The sequence below is a fragment of the Variovorax sp. P1_H2 genome, assembly GCF_056405295.1.
In genome coordinates this window covers 19,208-37,219 of the sequence record NZ_JBFUCJ010000074.1, presented here as the reverse complement: position 1 = coordinate 37,219, position 18,012 = coordinate 19,208, and the positions used below count along the sequence as shown (strand labels likewise).

The window sequence follows — 18,012 nt, the reverse complement described above, 5'->3', positions numbered from 1 at the left end:
GGGCAGCTTCTCGCTGGCGGCCGACGGCAGCTGGAGCTACACCGCCAGCAACACCCAGGCRGCGATCCRGCAACTGGGTGCAGGCCAGTCGCTCACCGACAGCTTCACCGCGGTGTCGCTCGACGGCACGGCCAACCAGTTGGTGACCGTGACCCTGGCCGGCACCAACGATGCACCCGTCCTGAGTGCTGCCGCCACGCCGATCCTGGCATCGGTCAACGAGGATGCTGGCGCACCGGCCGGGGCTGTCGGGACGCTGGTGTCGAGCCTGGTGAATCTGAACCCGCCGGCCGGCGGCCTCGACAATGTGACCGATACGGACAGCGGCGCCATGACCGGCATCGCCTTGACCGGCGTGAATGCGACCCACGGAAGCTGGTGGTACTCCACCAATGGCGGCGCCAGCTGGGCGGAGGTGGGTGCGGTGTCGGACGCGTCCGCGCTGCTGTTGGCTGCGGACGCGAACACGCGTGTCTACTTCCAGGGGAGCTCGAACTTCAACGGGACGGTCAGCGACGGCATCACCTTCCGCGCCTGGGATCAGACGAGCGGCGCAGCAGGAACCAAGATGAGCGCCGCGACGAATGGAGGCAGCTCCGCGTTCTCGAGCGAGACCGACGCGGCGAGCATCACTGTCAGCGCCGTGAACGACGACCCGGTCGCGGTGGCCGACAGGATCATCGTGTCGGACAACACGCTCGTCACGCTGTCCGTGAACTCACTGCTCGGCAACGATACCGACATCGACGGCCTTGCGTTGTCGATCACTGGCGTCGGCAGCGCGGTCGGAATTTCAGGCCTGACCCTGGATGCTGCCAACGGCACGATCAGCTTCACCAGCGGCAGCACAGCGGGAGCCACGGCCGGCAGCTTCCAATACACCGTGTCGGACGGCGCCGGGGGCACCTCGACCGCAACGGCGACGATAGACATCAGAGCCTTGTCCAGCGGAAACGGCGCCGATACCCTTGATCTCAGCGCGACCGGCACCTACCAGGCTTCCTTCATCGATGGCCGCGGCGGCGCCGACAACCTGACGGGCGGTGCGGCCGGCGACGTCTTCGTCGGAGGGATCGGCAACGGGGCCGACACGCTGATCGGCTCTGCCGGCAACGACCTCCTGATTGGCGGCGACGGCAACGACACCCTGACAGGCGGCGCCGGCAACGACGTCCTGCGAGGCGGCACCGGCAACAACGACTCGATGGACGGCGGCGCCGGCACCGAGGATCTGCTCGACTTCTCGGACGGGACCGTGGCAGTGAATTTCACGCTGGTCCAAAGTGCGGCATCGACCAGCATCGCGAACGGCACAGGCGGGCTCGGCACCAATGACACGTACCAGAACATCGAAGGTGTGATCGGCACAAGTCTGGCAGACACCCTCATCGGCAGCGCATCCAACGACATCATCCGCGGCGGCGCCGGCAACGACACGCTGGACGGCGCAGGCGGAACCGCCGACCTGCTCGACTTCTCGGACGGCACGGCCGGGCTCACGTTCACGCTGACGCAAGGCAGCAGCGCGACGATCTTCAATGCCAGTGCCGCAGGCCTTGGCACCGACAACTACAAGAACTTCGAGGGCGTCATCGGCACGGCCTTCGCCGACACGATCACCGGCTCGACATCGAACGACCAGTTGCGCGGCGGCGGCGGCAACGATGTGATCAACGGCCTCGCCGGCGACGACCGCATCGTGGGCGGGGCTGGCGCCGACACGCTGACCGGCGGCGCCGACAACGACACCTTCGTCTTCGACTCGGCGCCGAACGCGGTCGACTTCATCACCGACTTCAACGCCTCGGGGTCGGTGGCGAGTGGCGACCTGATCGAACTGTCGCTCGGCACGTTCACGGCGCTCTCGACCGCGAATGGCAGCACGCTGTCAGCGGCCGAGTTCGCGTCCTTGAACGGTGGTGGTGCTGGAGACACGGTGGGTGCGGGGGTGCACGTGATCTACGACAGCGCGACGGGCAACCTCTACTACGACGCGGACGGCCTCAGCGCCGCCAACCGCACGCTCGTGGCGACGCTGACGCTGAGCAATCCGGCCGACACATTCGACAACAACGACATCAAGGTCGGCCTGTGACTTCCGGTGCGCTGTCCCCCAAGGCGGCTGGCGGACCACACGGGAAGTCGCCGAGTTCATGAAGCCTCTGCTCCAACTGCTCAAGCGGCCGCTCCTTGTGGTCGCGGGCTTCTCCTTCTTCGTGAACCTGCTGCTGCTCGCGCCTGCGCTTTTCATGCTGCAGGTGTTCGACCGCGTGCTGACGAGCCAGAGCAAGGAGACGCTGTTGGTGCTGTTGCTCGGCGTGGCCGTGGCCCTCGGCCTGATGCTGATGCTGGACTACCTGCGCAGCCGGCTGCAGGGCGTCGCGGGCCATCTGATCGCCGAGTACCTGTCTCCAACCGTGGCCAAGGTCATGCTGGCCCACACGGCGAGCCGCGCCGAGCGCGTGCCGTCCGAAGGGCTGCGCGACGTCGCGGCGCTGCGCAACCTGTTCTCCGCCCAGGGGCTGCTGGCGCTGTTCGACACGCCCTGGGCGTTGGTCTACGTCGCCGTCATCTGGCTGGCGCATCCGCTGCTGGGCATGGCGGCCACAGCGGCGTCGTTGCTGATGATCGTCCTTGCCGTGGCGAACGACCGGGTCACCCGCCGCGACATCGAAGCGCTGCAAAGGGAAGCCGCCAAGGCCACGCGCTACCTCGAATCCTCCATGCAGAACGCGGAGCTGGCGCAGTCGCTCGGGATGGGGGACGCGCTGATCAGGCGCTGGCGTCATCTGAGCGCCGGCGTTGCGGCGCTACAAGGTCCGACCGCCCGCAAGTCGGTGGCGATGGCGGCGCTTACGCGTACCACACGCCAGTCGGTACAGGTCCTGCTGCAGGCGCTCGGCGCGTACCTCGTCATCACCGGCGAAGGCACGCCGGGCATCCTCGTGGCCTGCACCATCCTGCTGGGCCGGGCGCTGGCGCCGGTGGAGCAGGTGGTGGCGAGCTGGCGCGTGCTGGCCGAGGGGCGTCTCGCCTTCACGCGCCTGTCGGATCTGCTGGGCGCCGCCGAGCGCCAGCCACAACGCATGGCGCTGCCGGCCCCGACCGGCCGGCTGCACGCACAGGGCCTGGTGTTCCGGGCACCACGGAGCGAACGGATGATCCTTGCCGGCGTATCGCTGAGCCTGGAGCCCGGTGAGTCGCTGGCCATCACCGGCGCCAGCGGCGCCGGCAAGTCGACCCTGGTGCGCCTGCTGACCGGCCTGTGGAAGCCCCACGCCGGCGTGGTGCGATTGGACCACGTCGATCTGGCGCAATGGTCGCGCGAAGAGCTCGGGCCTTGGCTCGGCTATGTGCCGCAAGCCGTCGAACTGTTCGAGGGCACCGTCGCCGACAACATCGCGCGGCTGGGCGATGTCGACTCGCAGCAAGTCGTGCGGGCAGCGCAGCGAGCCGGTGTCCACGAACTGATCCTGACGCTGCCCGAGGGCTACGATACCGTGATCGACACCATGGGCGTGATGCTGTCGCCGGGCCAGCGTCAGCGCATCGCGCTGGCTCGGGCGCTGTACGGAGACCCGAAGCTGCTGGTACTGGACGAGCCGAACTCCAACCTGGACGGGTCCGGCGAACTGGCGCTCGCAGAGGCGTTGAGGGCGCTGCGCGGGGAAGTCACGGTGATTGTCGTCACGCACCGAAGCACGCTGGTGCAGCACATGGACAAGCTGCTGGTGCTGGAGGCCGGTCGCGTACAGCAATACGGCCCGGTGGAAGAGGTCATGCAGTCGATCAAGCGATCGAGCCAGAGCACGGGCGGCGCCCAGGTGGTGATGATGCAGCCGCGCCCGGTGGAGAAAGTGTCATGAACAACACGGTCCATGCCGTCGCGGCCAATGATCCCCTGGCGCCGCACTTGCGCGACGCGCGCCGTCTTGCGAACTGGGGCATGGCCGTCCTTGTCTGCGGCGTGCTTCCGATCGCGGCCTGGATGAGCTTCGCGCCGTTGTCGTCCGCCGTGGTGGCGCAGGCCCATGTGAAGGTGGATCTCAACCGGCGTCCGGTGCAGCATGCCGAAGGCGGCATCGTGCGCGAAGTGCTGGTGCGCGACGGCCAGCGCGTGCGGCAGGGAGAGCCCTTGCTCGTACTGGGCGACGTGTCGGTGGACGCCGACAGGAACCGGCTGGATCACCGTGTCAAGACCGAGCGCGCCAGCCTGGCGCGGCTCGACGCCGAGCAGACCCTGGCGCGCGCGATCACTTTTCCGCCGGACGTGGTCGAAACTGCGGCGGTCGACCCACGGCTGGCCGAGCAGATGGACAAGGAACGCACGCTGTTCGAGGCGCGGCGCGATGCGTTGGTTGGACAAGTGCAATTGCTTCGCTCGCAACGCGAAAAGGTGGCGGAGGAGATCGTCGCGCTGCGCGCCCAGATCGTGCAGGCGAGCGAATCGATGAAATTCCAGAAAGGCGATCTCGAGACCAACAAGAAGCTGCTCAAGGACGGGTTCATATCAGCCGCCCGCATCGCCCAGCTGGAAGGCGCTGTTGCCGACTACGGGGTGAAGATCGAGGAGCGACGTGCGGAGCTGGCGCGCGCCCAACAGCGCGCGGTCGATGCCGATCTGCGCATCCGATCGTTGGAGAGCGACTATCGCCAACAGGCGAGCGACCAGCGAAAGGCCACGGCGGCGCGGCTTTCCGAGATCGAGCAGGAGCGGCGCAAGTCGCTCGACGCCTCGGCGCGCCAGGTGATCACCGCGCCGGCCAGCGGTGAAATCATCGACCTCAAGTATTCGACACCCGGCGCGGTGATCCCGCCGCGCGAGACGATCGCGGACATCGTTCCCGAGGACGCCCGCCTGCTCATCGAGGCACGCGTGCGGACGGAGGACATCAACCGTGTCCGGCGTGACCAGCCGGCGGACGTCCGATTCACGGCCTTCCAGTACCGCACGACGCATCTGGTGCATGGCAAGGTTGTCTATGTCTCTGGCGACCGCCTGATGGAGCGGGCCAGCAACATCCCCTACTACTCGGTGCTCGTCGAGGCCGATCCGGCTTCCCTGTCGGAGGCCGGAGACCTCAAAATGTTGGCGGGCATGCCCGCGGAGGTCTACGTCACGGGAGAGACGCGGACCGCGCTTCAGTATTTCCTGGAGCCGATCCTTCAGGTCCTGCGCCGCTCCATGCGGGAGCGTTGATCCGCCGGCTGTCAGGGCCCATTGGCCTGCTGGCGCGGCTGGTACCGGCCGAGGTGGTCAATGCTGTGCCTGCGATGGGCAAATGCCCTCGGAAACTGCGAAGCCCGCCATGTGCGGGCTTTTTGCATAGCGATCATGGCGCGCTCCTTCGGCGAGCTCTCGTGTGTAGCGTTTTGTCATGCCTGACGTAGCTCGAAGCAGGCGTTCAGTCCTCTTCAAAAAAGGGCATGACGCTCATGAATACGCTTGCTTGCATGCCTACATTGGACCCTAGGCAGGATCCAGCATTCGAACTAACGAGGCCCGGCCTGTCGGTGAAAGAGAAAAATCATCTTGGAGATGCGCATGCGATTTGTCGTCTTTCTTGTCGGCCCCCTTGCGACGGTGGCATTGGCCGTTGCGTTTGGCTGGCCGGTGCTGCTTGCAGGCTTTGCTCTTGCATTGGGTACGCTTCTTTTCTCCACTGCCGACACCGAAGCCGGGGAGTCGTCGTATTACGAAGAAGGCTTGGGCCAACTCAAGAGTTCCTCGGGCCAAACCGCCGAAGCGGTGTCGAAGGCAGTATTGATGGCCCCCGACTGAGGGACGATTGCCTCCAAAATTCCGAGCTGCCCACTTGGGCGGCTTTCTTCGTTCCGCGCGCGGCGTCATGTCGTCGTGCCTCACTTCGCCAGGTCTTCAACACTGGTACGAGCGCTGCCGACGCAATGGTGACCCTATGCGCGGCCACGCGACTCAACCATGACCGTGCGGCATCTCGTCGTTGTCCATGCCCCAGTTGATCGAGCGAATGAGTGTCCGCACTCATGAAACCGCCAACTAAGTCTCACACGGCCGATTCAACCCGTTGGATCTGGTAACACCGAGTTATATTTGCTTACAAAAGTAGTATGCTGGGCCCGCCATAGAGGCAATGTGAAGCTTGCACATTTGCCTTGCTGGGATGAGATGTCGGGAAGGAGGGGCCAGATGCTTGTTCACAAGCCGGACGGAAGAAATGAAGTCGATACGAGTCTTGTCGCCGATGCACAGATGGTGGCCAGCATGCGGCTGGTGCTCTCCATTTCTGCCCTGTCGGCGGTTCTTGTGGATCCATCTGGATTGAGAGGAATCGCAGGATTCACCTGGCTCCCATTCTTCGGGTACATCCTGTACGGCCTGGTGGTGTACATCTGTTCGCGCCTGGACACGCCGTTCTCTCACAGCAAGGCGGTTCACTGGCTGGATCTCTGCTGGTATGCGCTGATCGTCGTCTCCACGGACGGAATCCACAGTTTCTTTTTCCTGTTCTTTTTCTTCGCCATCCTCACCTCATCCTTTCGATGGGGCTTCGAAGAAGGCGCGCGCGTGACCCTCGCCTCGGTCGCATTGTTCGCGGCCTGCGGCGTGGGATCGACGACCGAAGAGGATCTGCCCCGCCTGCTCCTGCGAGCTACGTTTCTGCTGGCGCTCGGCTACATAAGCGTCCATTGGGGCGGGTCGAAGGTCGAATTGAAGCGGCGCCTGGCGCTTCTTCGCGATGTCAGCCGCCTGTCGAACCCGAGGTTTGGAGTCGACCACACCATCACCAGCGTCCTGGAAAAGATCCAGATGTTCTTCAAGGGAAGCTGCTGCATCCTGGTCATGCGGGACAAGGAGTCCGGCTCCTGCTCCATGCGCACGATCAGGGGGGGCGGCGCGAAGCATTCGGTCAATGCCGAGTGGATCGGCGCGGAGGCGGCTGCGCCTCTCATGGCGCTTCCGCAGAACCGCAACGTCGCCTACAGCCGCCCCCACTGGCCGGCCATGTCTGCGTTTGCCGGGGCCGCAGCATTCGACAGCGCCGAGGGCAAATGGAGCAATCTCGATGGGCGGGCAAGCGACAGCCTCGCCGAGCTTCTGGATGCTCGTTCATTCATCTGCGCACCGGTGTCGCTGAGAAGCAGCGAAGGCCGGCTCTATGTGTTCTCCGGCCGGAGGGCCTTCAGGAAGTCCGACGCGCTCTTCCTGAGCCTTGTCGGCGCCCAGGTCTTCCCTGTGATCGAAAACATCGAGTTGCTGGACCGGATGGCCTCGGAAGCGGCTTTGCAGGAACGGCAAAAGATTGCTCTCGATCTTCACGACACTGCCATTCAGCCCTACATCGGATTGACGATGGGCCTGAGCGCCCTGCGCAACAAGGCAGCGGCCGACAACCCGCTGATCGGCGATCTCGACAAGCTCGGGGAGATGGCCGCAAAAGTGATTGGCGATTTGYGCCGTTATGCCGGCATGGTCAGAAACGGCCTTGGCAAGACGGAGCAGGCGCTCATCGTTGGCTTGCGGCAGCATGCAGCGCAGATGAAGGACTTCTACGGGATCGATATCGCGGTCTGCGTGGAAGGCGAACTCAACGTGTGCGACCGTCTGACCGCAGAGGTCTTGCAGATCGTGCGCGAGGGCTTGAGCAACATCTGCAAGCACACGCTCGCGCGCCGCGGAACCGTCAAGCTGGAATGTGCGGACGGCTTGATCAGGGTACGGATCGAGAACGATGCCGACGGAACCCAGTCGGTGAAATTTCAGCCAAGGTCGATCATGGAACGCGCCACCGCCCTGGGTGGAAACGCGAACGTCCGAATGGGGACAAGCGGCGCCACCGCCGTGGACATCGAAATACCTGTGTAGGAGGGGAATCATGCAGCCAGCGGAAAAATCCATCGGCGTGATGCTTGTCGACGATCACCAGACGATGCTGTGGGGGTTGTCCAGATTGATCGATGGGGAAAGCCCGCGAATGCGGGTGGTCGGCACGGCGGGAAACTGCGACGACGCGCTCGAACAGGCCCGCAAGGTGGTGCCCGACGTCATCCTGCTGGACCTCGACCTGGACGGGAAGAGCGCGCTGGACATCCTGCCCGGCCTGCTGTCCAACTCGGTGTCGCGCGTGTTGATACTGACGGGCGAGCGCCAGCAGAAAACCCTGGACCTGGCGGTGCTCGGCGGCGCACGCGGCGTCCTGCGCAAGGACGCCGCCGCGGAACACGTGCTGCGGGCCATCGAGAAGACGCACAACGGCGAACTGTGCCTGGACAACGAAACAATGGGCCGCGTGTTCGCGGAATTCATCGACGCGAAGCGGCCGCACAAGATCGATCCCGAGGCGGAGAAGCAGGCGACGCTGACCGCGAAGGAGAGGAAGATCGTTCACGCCGTGGTCGATGGCTGCGGTGCGTCGAACAAGACGCTGGCCGAGCGGCTCTTCATCACGGAGCACACGTTGCGCAATCACTTGACTTCGATCTATCAGAAGCTGGAAGTTGCGAATCGGCTTGAGTTGTATGTCTATGCGGTGAAGTTTCAGTTGGGMAAGCCGTTGTCCTGAGGACGACGAGCCAGGCGAATCGTTTCGCGCATCATCTACCGCGGCAATCCCGTGTCGACACGCACATGGACGACAGCCGTGTCGTCTTCATAGACCCTGCGCCAGCCCGGGAGGTCGTCGAGCACCGCGATCGCGGATGTTCCGGGTGCGAGCAAGGTCCATCCGAACCCGTGCTCGTTCAGAAACTCGAGGAACTGCTTGCGCTCCTTGAGCTTGAGTGCACCCACCAGTTTCTCGAGGAATGCGTCGCCGTACATATCCCCGCGGCCGTCGACGAACACCGGGATGCCTTCGTAGATCAGAAAGCCGCCGAAGGAGTATTCGTTCAGCACCGCCCCCTTGGCGCCGGCGGCCATCGCGGCGTCGATCGCGGGCTTGGGTGTGATCATGGACGCGGGCGCGGGCGGTCGTAGATGCATGGATGTCGCTGCGAACAATGCCGTCGCGCACGCGCACACGGCGATGGAGATCGGCCGTGCCGGCGCGGCCAGCGACAGGAACCATCGGTCGAGCGATTGCGCGTCCCGGTTCGGGGATCCCGTGGCGTACCAATGCCGCGCGAACGGGGTCGCCATCAGAAACGGGACAACGAGTCCCAGCACCGAAATGTTTCTTTGATGCTTCAGCGCCAGGTGAATCAGCCCGAACACGAGAACCGTCCGCAGCCACGGCAAGCGTACCCGGCCGCTGAGCGCAAGGGCCAGCAGCAGGAGCAGCCATAGCTCTAGCGAGCTCGGTTGCTGGAAATTCGGCGACCGAAACTCTCCGATGTTGGCAAGTGCGAACTCCATCATCGTCATGATGTAGACCGTATGCCAGAGCGCCTGCCAGCCGCTGGGTGTCAAGATCCCCGCGCCTACAGACAGCGCGACGAAAAGGCCCCACGATCTGGCGACCGCCATGCGCATGCCGCGCGGATGTGCAAGCACCGCATCCAGCGCCATGCCGGCGCCGAGCAGCAGGCCCAGGACGAAGCTGCCGTGCATGTTGGCCCAAAGGACCATCAGGCCGAGCAGCCACCACGGCGGACTGCGGCGCGCCTCCGCCGCATCCACCAGCGTCGATATCCATAGCGCCAGCAGTAGCCAGGCCATCACGTGAGGCCGCGCGAGCAGGTGCGTCGAGAGCATGCTCCCGGCAAGCACGGTGAACAGCAGCGCGTGCACCGGCTCCATGCGGGCCAGCAGGAATCGCATCAGCAGCGCGAGCACAAGGGCGAAGCTGCAGGCCGCAAGCGCAGCCAGACCCGCCCAGCCGCCGAGTCGATAGACGCCCAGCATCACGAGTTCGGACAGCCACTCGAACGCCGTCCAGGGCGCGCCGGGCATCGAATGCGAGAACGGGTCGAGGGTCGGCACGGAGGCGTGCTCCAGAATCCAGCGCCCGGCGGCGAGGTGCCAGTAGGTGTCTGCATCCCGCAGCATCAGATTCGGCTGGTATGCGATCAGGGCCACGATCGTGGAGACGAAGACGATCAGCGGCCACGACAGACCCCAAGTTCGCACTGCGGGCGCTGCCGCGCTGGCGTCGATCGTTGAATTCATGGGCCTGACCTTTCTCGAAGTGGGGATCTTCTTGGAGCAGCGCGTTAGCCATTGCCATTCAGCATCGGCATCAGCGAGCGGATCACCTGGATCGCCGCCGGCCCCATGACCACCATGATGATCGATGGAAACACGCACACCACCAGCGGGAACAGCATCTTGGTCGGCACCTTGGCGGCCAGTTCTTCGGCGCGCACCTGACGCTTGTGGCGCAGGTCGTCCGAGAACACGCGCAGCGACTCGCCAATGCTGGTGCCGAACTTGTCGGCCTGGGTCAGCATGGTGGCGAAGGTGGCAATCTCCTCGACCCCGGTGCGCGTCGCAAGGTTGCGCAGCGATTTCTCGCGTGCGCTGCCGGCTCGCATCTCGAGGTTGGTCCAGTGCAGTTCCTGGGCCAGCGCTTCGCTCTTGATGCGGATCTCGTCCGTCACTTTCGTGAGCGCCGCGTCGAGGCCCAGGCCGGCCTCCACGCAGACCAGCATCAGGTCGGCGGCGTCGGGAAAGTTTTCGAAGATCTCGCGCTTGCGGGCCTTCGAAAGCAGATGGAGAGACGCGTTGGGAAGGTAGCACGCGACCAGCGCCGCCGCCATGAGCCAGAAGATCAGCGTCAGCCCTTCGGTCGGATTTGTCGCCTGCAGAAGGACGAAGGTCATGAAGGCGAACAGGAAGGGCAGCACGGTCTTGACGCCGAAATAGATCAGGGTCGCATCCGGGTGCCGGATACCAGCGTGGAGGAACCTGATCCGCAGGGGCGATGCATCCTCGTCGGCGGTCGGCGAGGACAACTGAGCGAAGGGGCCGACGAGTTTGACCACGGTCTCGGCCCATGCCGATTTCTCGGGCTTCGGCGCCAGCGCCTGCAGTCGCTGCTGGGCGCGGGTGGGCGCCCACCACAGGTACGCCCCGATCAGCCCGAGAGTGACGGTCAGAAAGACCAGCGCGGAAAGGACCAGCATCTACATGCTCCTAGACGTGAATGCGCACAATGCGCCGCATGATGAGAACGCCGATCGCCATCAGGACCAGCATGTGCTTGATGATCGCGATGCCGATCGGGTCGGTCCACAGGAGCGACATGAACTCCGGATTGACGAGGTTCATGGCTCCGGCGAGCGCGAAGGGCATCACCCCGAGCACCCAGGCCGACAATCGTCCTTCGGACGACAGGACGCGGACCTTGGCCAACAGCTTGAGCCTTTCGCGGATCAGACGGCTCAGGTTGCCGAGCACCTCGGTCAAGTTGCCGCCCGACTCGCGCTGGATCAGCACCGCAACGACGAAGTAGCGCACGTCGGTAATCGGGATGCGCTCGCTCAGATTCGTCAGCGCCTGCTGCAGCGACACGCCGAAGTTGACTTCGTCATGCACGATACGGAATTCCGACGCGATCGGCTCCGCCATTTCCTCTCCGATCATCTGGAGGCCCGATGAGAAGGCATGCCCCGCGCGCAGCGCGCGCGTCACGAGGTCGAGCGCTTCGGGCAGTTGCGCCTCGATGCGCTTCAGACGGCTGGCGCGGCAATGGGAAAGGTACGCCAGAGGCGCGAGCGCGAAGACTGCGCCGGCCACGAGCCCGGAGCCTTCGGTCTGGTGCGCCAGCCCCACGACGGCCATGAAGCCCACCACGCCCAGCGCGGCACAGCCGAGCAGCAGCTTGGACACCGTCCAGTCGAGGCCGGACTGCAGGATCTGCCGGTCCAGCTTGTGCGCGCGCGGCACGCGCAGCAGCCAGCGCTGCAGCGCCGGGACGTCGCTGAGCATCCGTTCCTTCAGGACCTTGGCCTGGGGCGTGCTGTCGCCCGAGCCGGAAAGGGCCTGCAGCCGCTTTTCGAGCTTCCGCGCTTCCGGGCCCTTGTACGACTTCCACACGAGGTAGAGGCCTTCGAGGAGCAGCAGGACCGCGACGAAGACCAGCACCACGACCATGAACAATGAATTACCCGTGAGGTTCTGCATGATCCCGCCCCTCACTGGAAGTGCTTTGCCGGATCGAACATCGCGTCCGGCAACGGTACGCCGAAGGCGCGCAGCCGTTCGGCGAATTTCGGCCGCACCCCGGTCGCATGGAAGTAGCCCTCCACCTGCCCTTCCGGTCCGACGCCGGTTTGCCGGAAGGCGAAGATCTCCTGCATAGTGACGACTTCGCCCTCCATGCCGGTGAGCTCCTGGATGCTCGTGATCTTGCGCTTGCCGTCGGTCATCCGCAGCGCCTGGATGACCACGGTGATCGCGGAGGCGATCTGCTGCCGGGCCGCGCGGTGCGGTAGGTTGAGGTTCGCCATGCCGATCATGTTCTCCAGCCGTGAAAGGGCATCCCGCGGCGTGTTGGCATGGATGGTGGTCAGTGAGCCTTCGTGGCCCGTGTTCATGGCCTGCAGCATGTCCACCGCCTCGGCCCCGCGCACCTCGCCGATCACGATGCGGTCGGGCCGCATGCGCAACGCATTGCGCACCAGCGCGCGCTGCGTGATCTCGCCGCGGCCCTCGATGTTGGCCGGCCGGGTCTCTAGGCGAACTACGTGCGGCTGCTGCATCTGCAGCTCGGCGGCGTCCTCGATGGTGACGACTCGTTCGGACTCGGGGATGTAGCCGGAGAGGATGTTGAGCAGCGTCGTCTTGCCGGCGCCGGTGCCGCCCGAGATGATCATGTTGACCTTGGCCTTGGCGAGCCCTTCGAGCAAGGCAGCCATCGGCGGCGTCAGGCTCTTCATGTCCTCCACCAGGTTGTTCATCTTCAGCGGTATGTGGGCAAACCGGCGGACCGACATCATCGGCCCGTCCAACGCCACGGGCGGGATCACCGCGTTCACGCGCGAGCCGTCGGGCAGGCGGGCGTCAACCATCGGGCTCGACTCGTCGATGCGCCGCCCCACGAGCGAGACGATCTTGTCGATGATGCGCAGCAGGTGCTTCTCGTCCGTGAAGCTCACCGAGCTCAGCTCCAGCCGCCCGCGGCGCTCGACATAGATCTGGTCGTAGCGGTTCACGAGGATGTCGGATACCGTCGGATCCGCCATCAGCAGCTCGATCGGGCCGAAGCCCAGCATTTCGTGCTGGATGTCGCGAATCAGCGTGCGGCGCTCGACGTCGTTGACTGCCGCTTGATCCTCCTGCACCAGGCGGCCGACCATCGTCGCGATCTCCTGGCGCAGCGCCTCCGGGGCCAGCGTGTCGAGCGTGGCGAGGTCGAATTTCTCGAGCAGCTTGAGATGCAGCCGGCCCTTGAGCACCTTGTAGGCCTCGGAGCTTCCGATGCCGTGGGAATCCGCTGCCACGTGCAGGGCAGGAAGGGCGGCGGCGTCGTTCGCCACCACGTTGAGCTTTTCGCGCAGGGACATAGGATGCCTTTCGAGAATTAGCCGCGACCGAGCAGCCGGTTGAACAGGCTGGGACTTTCTTCCTGCCGCGGCGCCAGCGCCAAGACCAACTCGGCCAGGCTGCGTACCACCGGATTCGAACGCGACAACTGTGCCAGCGGAATGCCGCGGTTGATGGCGGCATTGACTTCCCTCGGCGCATCGGGAATCAGGCGCTGCCCGGTGCCGCCGAGCGACCGGCGCACCTCGGGTGCACCGATCTCGCTGCTCTTGTCGATGCGGTTGACGAGCAGTTCGATCTTCTCCGGCAAGTAGCCCAGCGACTTGAACACGCCGAGCAGCTTGGCGGCGTTGCGCAGGCCCGGCAGCCCGGCCTGCAGCACAGGAAAGATGCGGTGCGCGCGGTCGAGCGCGCGAATCGATAGCGTGTCCAGCGCGCGCGACATGTCGAGCAACACGAAGTCATTCTGCAGCACCGCGAGGTTCAGGATGGCGTCGATGTGCTCGGGCTTCACCTCCATGGCCAACGAGGGGTCCTCGGGGGCCGCGAGCAGGCTGAAGCTCGGCGTGACCTTGACCGTGCTGGCCGCAAGGAAGGAGGCGTCGAGCCGGCTGAATTCGCGCGCCACGTCGGCAATGGTCGACTTCGGCCTGTCGTCGCTCATGAACGACAGCGCGTCGCCGAACTGCAGGTTCAGGTCGATCAGCAGCACCGAGTTGTGCTCGGCGAGCTGCCAGGCCAGGTTGGTCGCGAGGAAGGTGGCGCCACTGCCGCCCTTGCACGGCATGAAGGCCAGAACCTTGCCGGCGGGCATGCCGTGCGCGCTCGCGAGCTTGGCCGCGACGCGCTGCACCACGGCTTCGAGGGCGGCGGCGCTGGCCGGCGAGGGCAGCACCTCGCGCACCCCGGCGCGCATCGAGTTCAGCAGGAAGTCGGGCGTGTGGGTCGCGCAGAGCAGCACGACCGCGGTGCGGGGGTGGTGCGTGGTCACATGCTCGACCATCGAGAGTTCGTTGGGGTCGCAGCACATGCCGTCGACCAGCAGCAGGTCGGGCTGCTCCTGCTCCACCAACTGGCGCATCCTGCTCTTGCCGCCTTCGGCCAGCACGACCGTGTGAGACCGGGCCTCGAGCACCTTGCCCATCTCCTGCAAGTGGCTCTTGTTGGGCGAAATAACGGCAATCTTCATGGGGGTTCCTTCAGGAGCAGATGGCGGCACTGTTCGGGTCCTGCCGCATGATTTCGCGCGGCAGGAAAGTGGGGAAGGTGGGCATCGGAATCGGGGCTCGCGCGGCCAGCCCCGCGATGGGCGAGATCCACTGGTAGTTGAGGCCGGTGATGGTCACCGTCACGCCTTCGCAGGTAGAAGCCGAGCAGCCGGCGGGGCTCCAGGCCACGCCGATGGTGCTGATCTGGGGCAGCATGGCCTGCATTCGGGACAGCACCTGCGCCTGCTGCGAGGTGTCGTCGCAGACCGCCGCGTATCGGGCGCCCGCGCGGGTGGCTTCCTGGGCCGCGCTCCAGGTGAACAGCATGCGGCTGAAATCCATGATGCCCAGCAGGAAGGTGAGGAAGAGGAGCAGCGCGAGCGCGAACTCGACCGTGGTGGCACCGATCTGGCGATGGATCATGTCTGGGCCCTCATGGTGGCGGTGATGTCGCTGAAGACGATGTTCCCGTTGGCGTCGCCGATGGTGACCATCCCGAAGATGCTGGAGACCATCGAATGGAAGCTGTAGCTGCTCACCCGCACGGTGACGGTGGTGACCACCGGATTGCTGCCGGTGGTCTGCCACGTGCAGCAGCTCCCCGCCGGGACATTGGCGAGGGTGAGGCCGCGCGCCAGCGGCGTTCCCGTGCCGGCGAGGTTGCCGTACACCATCAGGTTGCGCGCCTCCGTGATGTGGGTGCCGGGCGTCTGGAACGACAGGTAGCGCACCGCGTCGCGCGCCGACTTGGTGACGGCGTTGTACTCGTACATCGCCCGGCCGAATTCGGTCGTGATGAAGGTCAGGAGGAGCAGGAAGGGAATGATCAGCGCCAGCTCCACGAGGGCCACGCCGCCTTGCCGGGTCTTCATGGTTTTCCGGGTCTTCATGGTTTTCCGGGTCTTCATGGTTTTCCAGGTTTTCATGGGCTTCACCGGACCAGTACCGGAACGAGCGGCCCCGCCGAACCACCGGGCAGCCCGCTGGTTGTGCAGGGACTCCCCGTCGCGCCGGCATTGCCCCTGAACTCCAGCTTGGCCTGGGACATCGGGATCGAGAGCGGCTGCAGCATCAGCATGCAGGCGTAGTCGATCACGCTGTTGGCTCCGTTGATCACGGGCACCGTGACGATGCGTCGGTTGGCCCCGTACTGCATGTGGCCGCCCGTCGTGTTGCCGGGCGCCGCCAGGTTCTGGAAGCTGTTGAGCGACAGCCCCGTGATCGACTCGCAGCTGTTCGAGCCATTGACCCTGGTGCCCGTATCGGCACAAGAGGCGTATGCCGCGCGCTTGGTCACGAAGTTCTGCGCGCTGGCCGGTGCGCCGGCACCGGGCGTGCCGTCGTACGCGTTGAAGGCGGCCGGCCAGTTGGTCGTGGTGTAGGCATAGCCCGTGAAGTCGGGATGGTTGGCCGCCGGGCCGCTGCTGTTCTTGTAAATGCCGAAGCGGGCATTCCATGCATCGGCCACGGAAGTCTGCACCCCGGGCGTGCCCAGGTTGTCTCCCACGCGCGTTCCGCAATGGCCGTTCATCTCGGCTTCGGTTTCGGAGGCATTGTTGCTGCCGTCGAGGTTGGCCCAGCCGATCTCACCGCCCTGTGCCGCGTTCTGCGCATTGATCAGCACCACCCATTCGCCGACGGTGAATCCGTAGTTGGGTGCGGTGCCGCCGGCCTTCGGCTTCATCGCGATGGGAATGGGACAGGTCGTCTGCGCGCTGGCGCGTGTGGCCACGGCCGAGGCAAGCACCGAACGCGTGCCGGGATTGGCGGCCGTATCGCCGGTGAAGGCGCCCATGGACTGCAACAGCCGCATGAGCACGTTCGACTGCGTGTGCTGGCACTGCGCATAGCGCGCGGCGGCGGGCACGGTGGTCGGGACGTAGGCCGAATCGTTGAATGTGATGTTGGTCGCGACGATCTGGCCCTGCCCGCTCCAGTTGGTCGATTGCATGTTGACGCGGTTCAGATTGCCGGCGGTCATGCCGGCACTGGTGGCGCGGGTCAATGCGGTGCTCTGCCCGTCGAGTTCCTGCGCGGCCGACAGGGCGCAGCTGTCCATGGCCGTCTGCAGTTCGGTCTTGACGACGAACAGGTGTCCGAAGTCCAGAGCGATCCCCATGAAGCCGAGCAGGAGCAGCAGGACCAGCGCGGTCGTGACGATCACGGCGCCTTGCTGTCGACGAAGGCTGGAGAGCTTGCGCATGGTCGAATCTCTGATCGGGGTCGTGGGGGGAAGGTCAGACGCAGGTCGCTGTCAGGCAGGTTGCGAATCGCGCGATGAAGGTGGAGAAGCTAGATCCGATCAGCAGCGGCTGAAGCCCCAACACCAGCGCGATCGAAATGAGCGCGACGATCAGCGCGTATTCGATGACCAGTGCGCCTTCCTCATCGCGCAGCAAATTGGCGGGCATGGGGCTTCTCCTTTGACAGGTCCTGTGGTGTTCGGGCTCGATGAGCGAGGCGCCAGAAGGCGGGTCTGCGCTCTTCGGCGCGGTGTCGCCTCCGGGAGTCTTCAGACGCAGGCGTTCGTGGTCAGGCAGTTCGTGACGCGGCCGATAAACGTATTGAAGGACCCGCCACCAAGAGCCTGCAGGGCGATCACCAGGGCAATCGACACAACGGCGATGATGAGTGCGTACTCGACGACCTGGGCGCCGTCCTCGTCGCGCAATAAGTTCGTAAGCATGATTTTCTCCTTCGACAGGTTGGGTATGGTTGAGCTCGATGAGCGAGCTAGCGAATGCGGGTCCGTGCTCTTCAGCACGGTGCCCGCCTCGTGATGCATCTTTCAGACGCAGGCGTTCGTGGTCAGACAGTTCGTGACGCGACCGATGAACGTATTGAAGGACCCGCCACCGAGAGCCTTCAGCGCGATCACCAGGGCAATCGACACGACGGCGATGATGAGCGCGTACTCGACGACCTGGGCGCCGTCCTCTTCCTTCGCAAGGGGACGCAGGAAGTTGTTGATCAAAAGAAGAAGGTAGTTCATGAATAAACCTCAAGAATGAGTAATAAGAAAGAAATGGGTTGGGGCGGAAGGTCCGCCAGGTGAACATGGGTCGTCGTTGGCTGAACTCCTTTCCGCCAGAGGCAATGAAGACGTGCACGGGCGGCGGACCTAGCGGCCCCCGATGTTGCCGCCGATGTTGATGACATTCACCACCGGCGGCGGCTCCTTGAAGCTGTCGTGGTAGTGATTGAGCCCGTCATGCGTCGCCCGCCCATCCAGGCCCATCGCCATGTCCGGGTTCTTCCCGGCATCCGGATTGATGGTCATCTTTCGCTTCGCATCGCGCACCGCATCGCCGAAGCGCGCGTCGTAGTTCGGCGTCGAGGTCTGGCAACCCGCGGCCAGCATGGCAAAGAAAATGGCAAGGGCCTGCGTCTTCATGGTCT

General features: G+C 64.8%; 18 protein-coding genes. 6 read left to right on the top strand and 12 right to left on the bottom strand.

The genetic code is table 11. The features are described 5' to 3' along the window. From AC1D2E_RS22825 to AC1D2E_RS22800, 6 genes are all read left to right on the top strand, one after another. The coding region (locus tag AC1D2E_RS22825; protein WP_478199507.1) for a VCBS domain-containing protein at positions 1 to 2,095 on the top strand (2,095 nt) is incomplete at its 5' end. 58 nt (positions 2,096 to 2,153) lie between these two features. Further along, a complete protein-coding gene (locus AC1D2E_RS22820; RefSeq protein ID WP_478199506.1) occupies positions 2,154 to 3,866 on the top strand; it encodes a type I secretion system permease/ATPase in 1,713 nt (570 codons plus the stop codon). Beyond that, a complete protein-coding gene (locus AC1D2E_RS22815; RefSeq protein ID WP_478199505.1) occupies positions 3,863 to 5,200 on the top strand; it encodes an HlyD family type I secretion periplasmic adaptor subunit in 1,338 nt (445 codons plus the stop codon). Before AC1D2E_RS22820 ends, AC1D2E_RS22815 begins: the two co-directional genes overlap by 4 nt. Before the next feature lie 345 nt (positions 5,201 to 5,545). Continuing rightward, positions 5,546 to 5,782, top strand: coding sequence for a hypothetical protein (locus AC1D2E_RS22810; protein WP_478174675.1), 237 nt, complete (start codon positions 5,546 to 5,548; stop codon positions 5,780 to 5,782). 387 nt (positions 5,783 to 6,169) lie between these two features. Continuing rightward, positions 6,170 to 7,846: a sensor histidine kinase gene (locus AC1D2E_RS22805; protein ID WP_478199504.1), complete on the top strand. Its 1,677-nt coding sequence runs from the start codon at positions 6,170 to 6,172 to the stop codon at positions 7,844 to 7,846. 10 nt (positions 7,847 to 7,856) lie between these two features. Further along, entirely contained in the window at positions 7,857 to 8,543 is a 687-nt protein-coding gene (locus tag AC1D2E_RS22800) for a response regulator (protein ID WP_478199503.1), read from the top strand. 35 nt (positions 8,544 to 8,578) lie between these two features. On the opposite strand, the gene AC1D2E_RS22795 is transcribed toward AC1D2E_RS22800, so the two are convergent. The 12 genes from AC1D2E_RS22795 to AC1D2E_RS22740 form a co-directional block, all read right to left on the bottom strand. Next, positions 8,579 to 10,087 carry a hypothetical protein gene (locus AC1D2E_RS22795; protein WP_478199502.1) on the bottom strand — a complete coding sequence of 503 codons (1,509 nt, stop codon included), beginning with the start codon at positions 10,085 to 10,087 and terminating at the stop codon, positions 8,579 to 8,581. Positions 10,088 to 10,131: 44 nt separating this feature from the next. After that, complete coding sequence (locus AC1D2E_RS22790) at positions 10,132 to 11,043, bottom strand: type II secretion system F family protein (RefSeq protein WP_478199501.1); 912 nt, start codon at positions 11,041 to 11,043, stop codon at positions 10,132 to 10,134. A 10-nt stretch (positions 11,044 to 11,053) separates the two neighbouring features. After that, positions 11,054 to 12,046 (bottom strand): type II secretion system F family protein, encoded by a 993-nt coding sequence (locus AC1D2E_RS22785; protein ID WP_478174762.1) that lies wholly within the window; start codon positions 12,044 to 12,046, stop codon positions 11,054 to 11,056. An 8-nt stretch (positions 12,047 to 12,054) separates the two neighbouring features. Further along, positions 12,055 to 13,425, bottom strand: a complete 1,371-nt coding sequence (locus AC1D2E_RS22780; protein WP_478199500.1) for a CpaF family protein — start codon at positions 13,423 to 13,425, stop codon at positions 12,055 to 12,057. Between the two features lie 17 nt (positions 13,426 to 13,442). Next, positions 13,443 to 14,594: a CpaE/TadZ family protein gene (locus AC1D2E_RS22775; protein WP_478199499.1), complete on the bottom strand. Its 1,152-nt coding sequence runs from the start codon at positions 14,592 to 14,594 to the stop codon at positions 13,443 to 13,445. 10 nt (positions 14,595 to 14,604) lie between these two features. Next, positions 14,605 to 15,036 carry a TadE/TadG family type IV pilus assembly protein gene (locus AC1D2E_RS22770; protein ID WP_478174682.1) on the bottom strand — a complete coding sequence of 144 codons (432 nt, stop codon included), beginning with the start codon at positions 15,034 to 15,036 and terminating at the stop codon, positions 14,605 to 14,607. After that, positions 15,033 to 15,539 (bottom strand): TadE/TadG family type IV pilus assembly protein, encoded by a 507-nt coding sequence (locus tag AC1D2E_RS22765; RefSeq protein ID WP_478199498.1) that lies wholly within the window; start codon positions 15,537 to 15,539, stop codon positions 15,033 to 15,035. The genes AC1D2E_RS22770 and AC1D2E_RS22765 overlap by 4 nt, the downstream gene beginning before the upstream one ends. 5 nt (positions 15,540 to 15,544) lie before the next feature. Next, positions 15,545 to 16,816: a pilus assembly protein TadG-related protein gene (locus AC1D2E_RS22760; protein WP_478199497.1), complete on the bottom strand. Its 1,272-nt coding sequence runs from the start codon at positions 16,814 to 16,816 to the stop codon at positions 15,545 to 15,547. A 34-nt stretch (positions 16,817 to 16,850) separates the two neighbouring features. Further along, positions 16,851 to 17,024 carry a Flp family type IVb pilin gene (locus AC1D2E_RS22755; protein WP_478117747.1) on the bottom strand — a complete coding sequence of 58 codons (174 nt, stop codon included), beginning with the start codon at positions 17,022 to 17,024 and terminating at the stop codon, positions 16,851 to 16,853. A gap of 101 nt (positions 17,025 to 17,125) precedes the next feature. Then, complete coding sequence (locus AC1D2E_RS22750) at positions 17,126 to 17,299, bottom strand: Flp family type IVb pilin (RefSeq protein WP_478199496.1); 174 nt, start codon at positions 17,297 to 17,299, stop codon at positions 17,126 to 17,128. Positions 17,300 to 17,401: 102 nt separating this feature from the next. Then, the gene (locus tag AC1D2E_RS22745) at positions 17,402 to 17,605 is read right to left on the bottom strand and encodes a Flp family type IVb pilin (RefSeq protein ID WP_478174686.1); all 204 of its coding nucleotides are present in this window, start codon (positions 17,603 to 17,605) and stop codon (positions 17,402 to 17,404) included. Positions 17,606 to 17,734: 129 nt separating this feature from the next. Next, complete coding sequence (locus AC1D2E_RS22740; RefSeq protein WP_478199495.1) at positions 17,735 to 18,007, bottom strand: hypothetical protein; 273 nt, start codon at positions 18,005 to 18,007, stop codon at positions 17,735 to 17,737. Positions 18,008 to 18,012 lie beyond the last annotated feature (5 nt).

Excerpts from the sequence above, each read along its gene's own strand:
- AC1D2E_RS22820 (WP_478199506.1), top strand. The coding sequence starts at position 2,154 with ATGAAGCCTCTGCTCCAACTGCTCAAGCGGCCGCTCCTTGTGGTCGCG.
- AC1D2E_RS22815 (WP_478199505.1), top strand. The coding sequence starts at position 3,863 with ATGAACAACACGGTCCATGCCGTCGCGGCCAATGATCCCCTGGCGCCG.
- AC1D2E_RS22810 (WP_478174675.1), top strand. The coding sequence starts at position 5,546 with ATGCGATTTGTCGTCTTTCTTGTCGGCCCCCTTGCGACGGTGGCATTG.
- AC1D2E_RS22795 (WP_478199502.1), bottom strand. The coding sequence starts at position 10,087 with ATGAATTCAACGATCGACGCCAGCGCGGCAGCGCCCGCAGTGCGAACT.
- AC1D2E_RS22790 (WP_478199501.1), bottom strand. The coding sequence starts at position 11,043 with ATGCTGGTCCTTTCCGCGCTGGTCTTTCTGACCGTCACTCTCGGGCTG.
- AC1D2E_RS22780 (WP_478199500.1), bottom strand. The coding sequence starts at position 13,425 with ATGTCCCTGCGCGAAAAGCTCAACGTGGTGGCGAACGACGCCGCCGCC.
- AC1D2E_RS22775 (WP_478199499.1), bottom strand. The coding sequence starts at position 14,594 with ATGAAGATTGCCGTTATTTCGCCCAACAAGAGCCACTTGCAGGAGATG.
- AC1D2E_RS22770 (WP_478174682.1), bottom strand. The coding sequence starts at position 15,036 with ATGATCCATCGCCAGATCGGTGCCACCACGGTCGAGTTCGCGCTCGCG.
- AC1D2E_RS22765 (WP_478199498.1), bottom strand. The coding sequence starts at position 15,539 with ATGAAAACCTGGAAAACCATGAAGACCCGGAAAACCATGAAGACCCGG.
- AC1D2E_RS22760 (WP_478199497.1), bottom strand. The coding sequence starts at position 16,816 with ATGCGCAAGCTCTCCAGCCTTCGTCGACAGCAAGGCGCCGTGATCGTC.
- AC1D2E_RS22755 (WP_478117747.1), bottom strand. The coding sequence starts at position 17,024 with ATGCCCGCCAATTTGCTGCGCGATGAGGAAGGCGCACTGGTCATCGAA.
- AC1D2E_RS22750 (WP_478199496.1), bottom strand. The coding sequence starts at position 17,299 with ATGCTTACGAACTTATTGCGCGACGAGGACGGCGCCCAGGTCGTCGAG.
- AC1D2E_RS22745 (WP_478174686.1), bottom strand. The coding sequence starts at position 17,605 with ATGAACTACCTTCTTCTTTTGATCAACAACTTCCTGCGTCCCCTTGCG.
- AC1D2E_RS22740 (WP_478199495.1), bottom strand. The coding sequence starts at position 18,007 with ATGAAGACGCAGGCCCTTGCCATTTTCTTTGCCATGCTGGCCGCGGGT.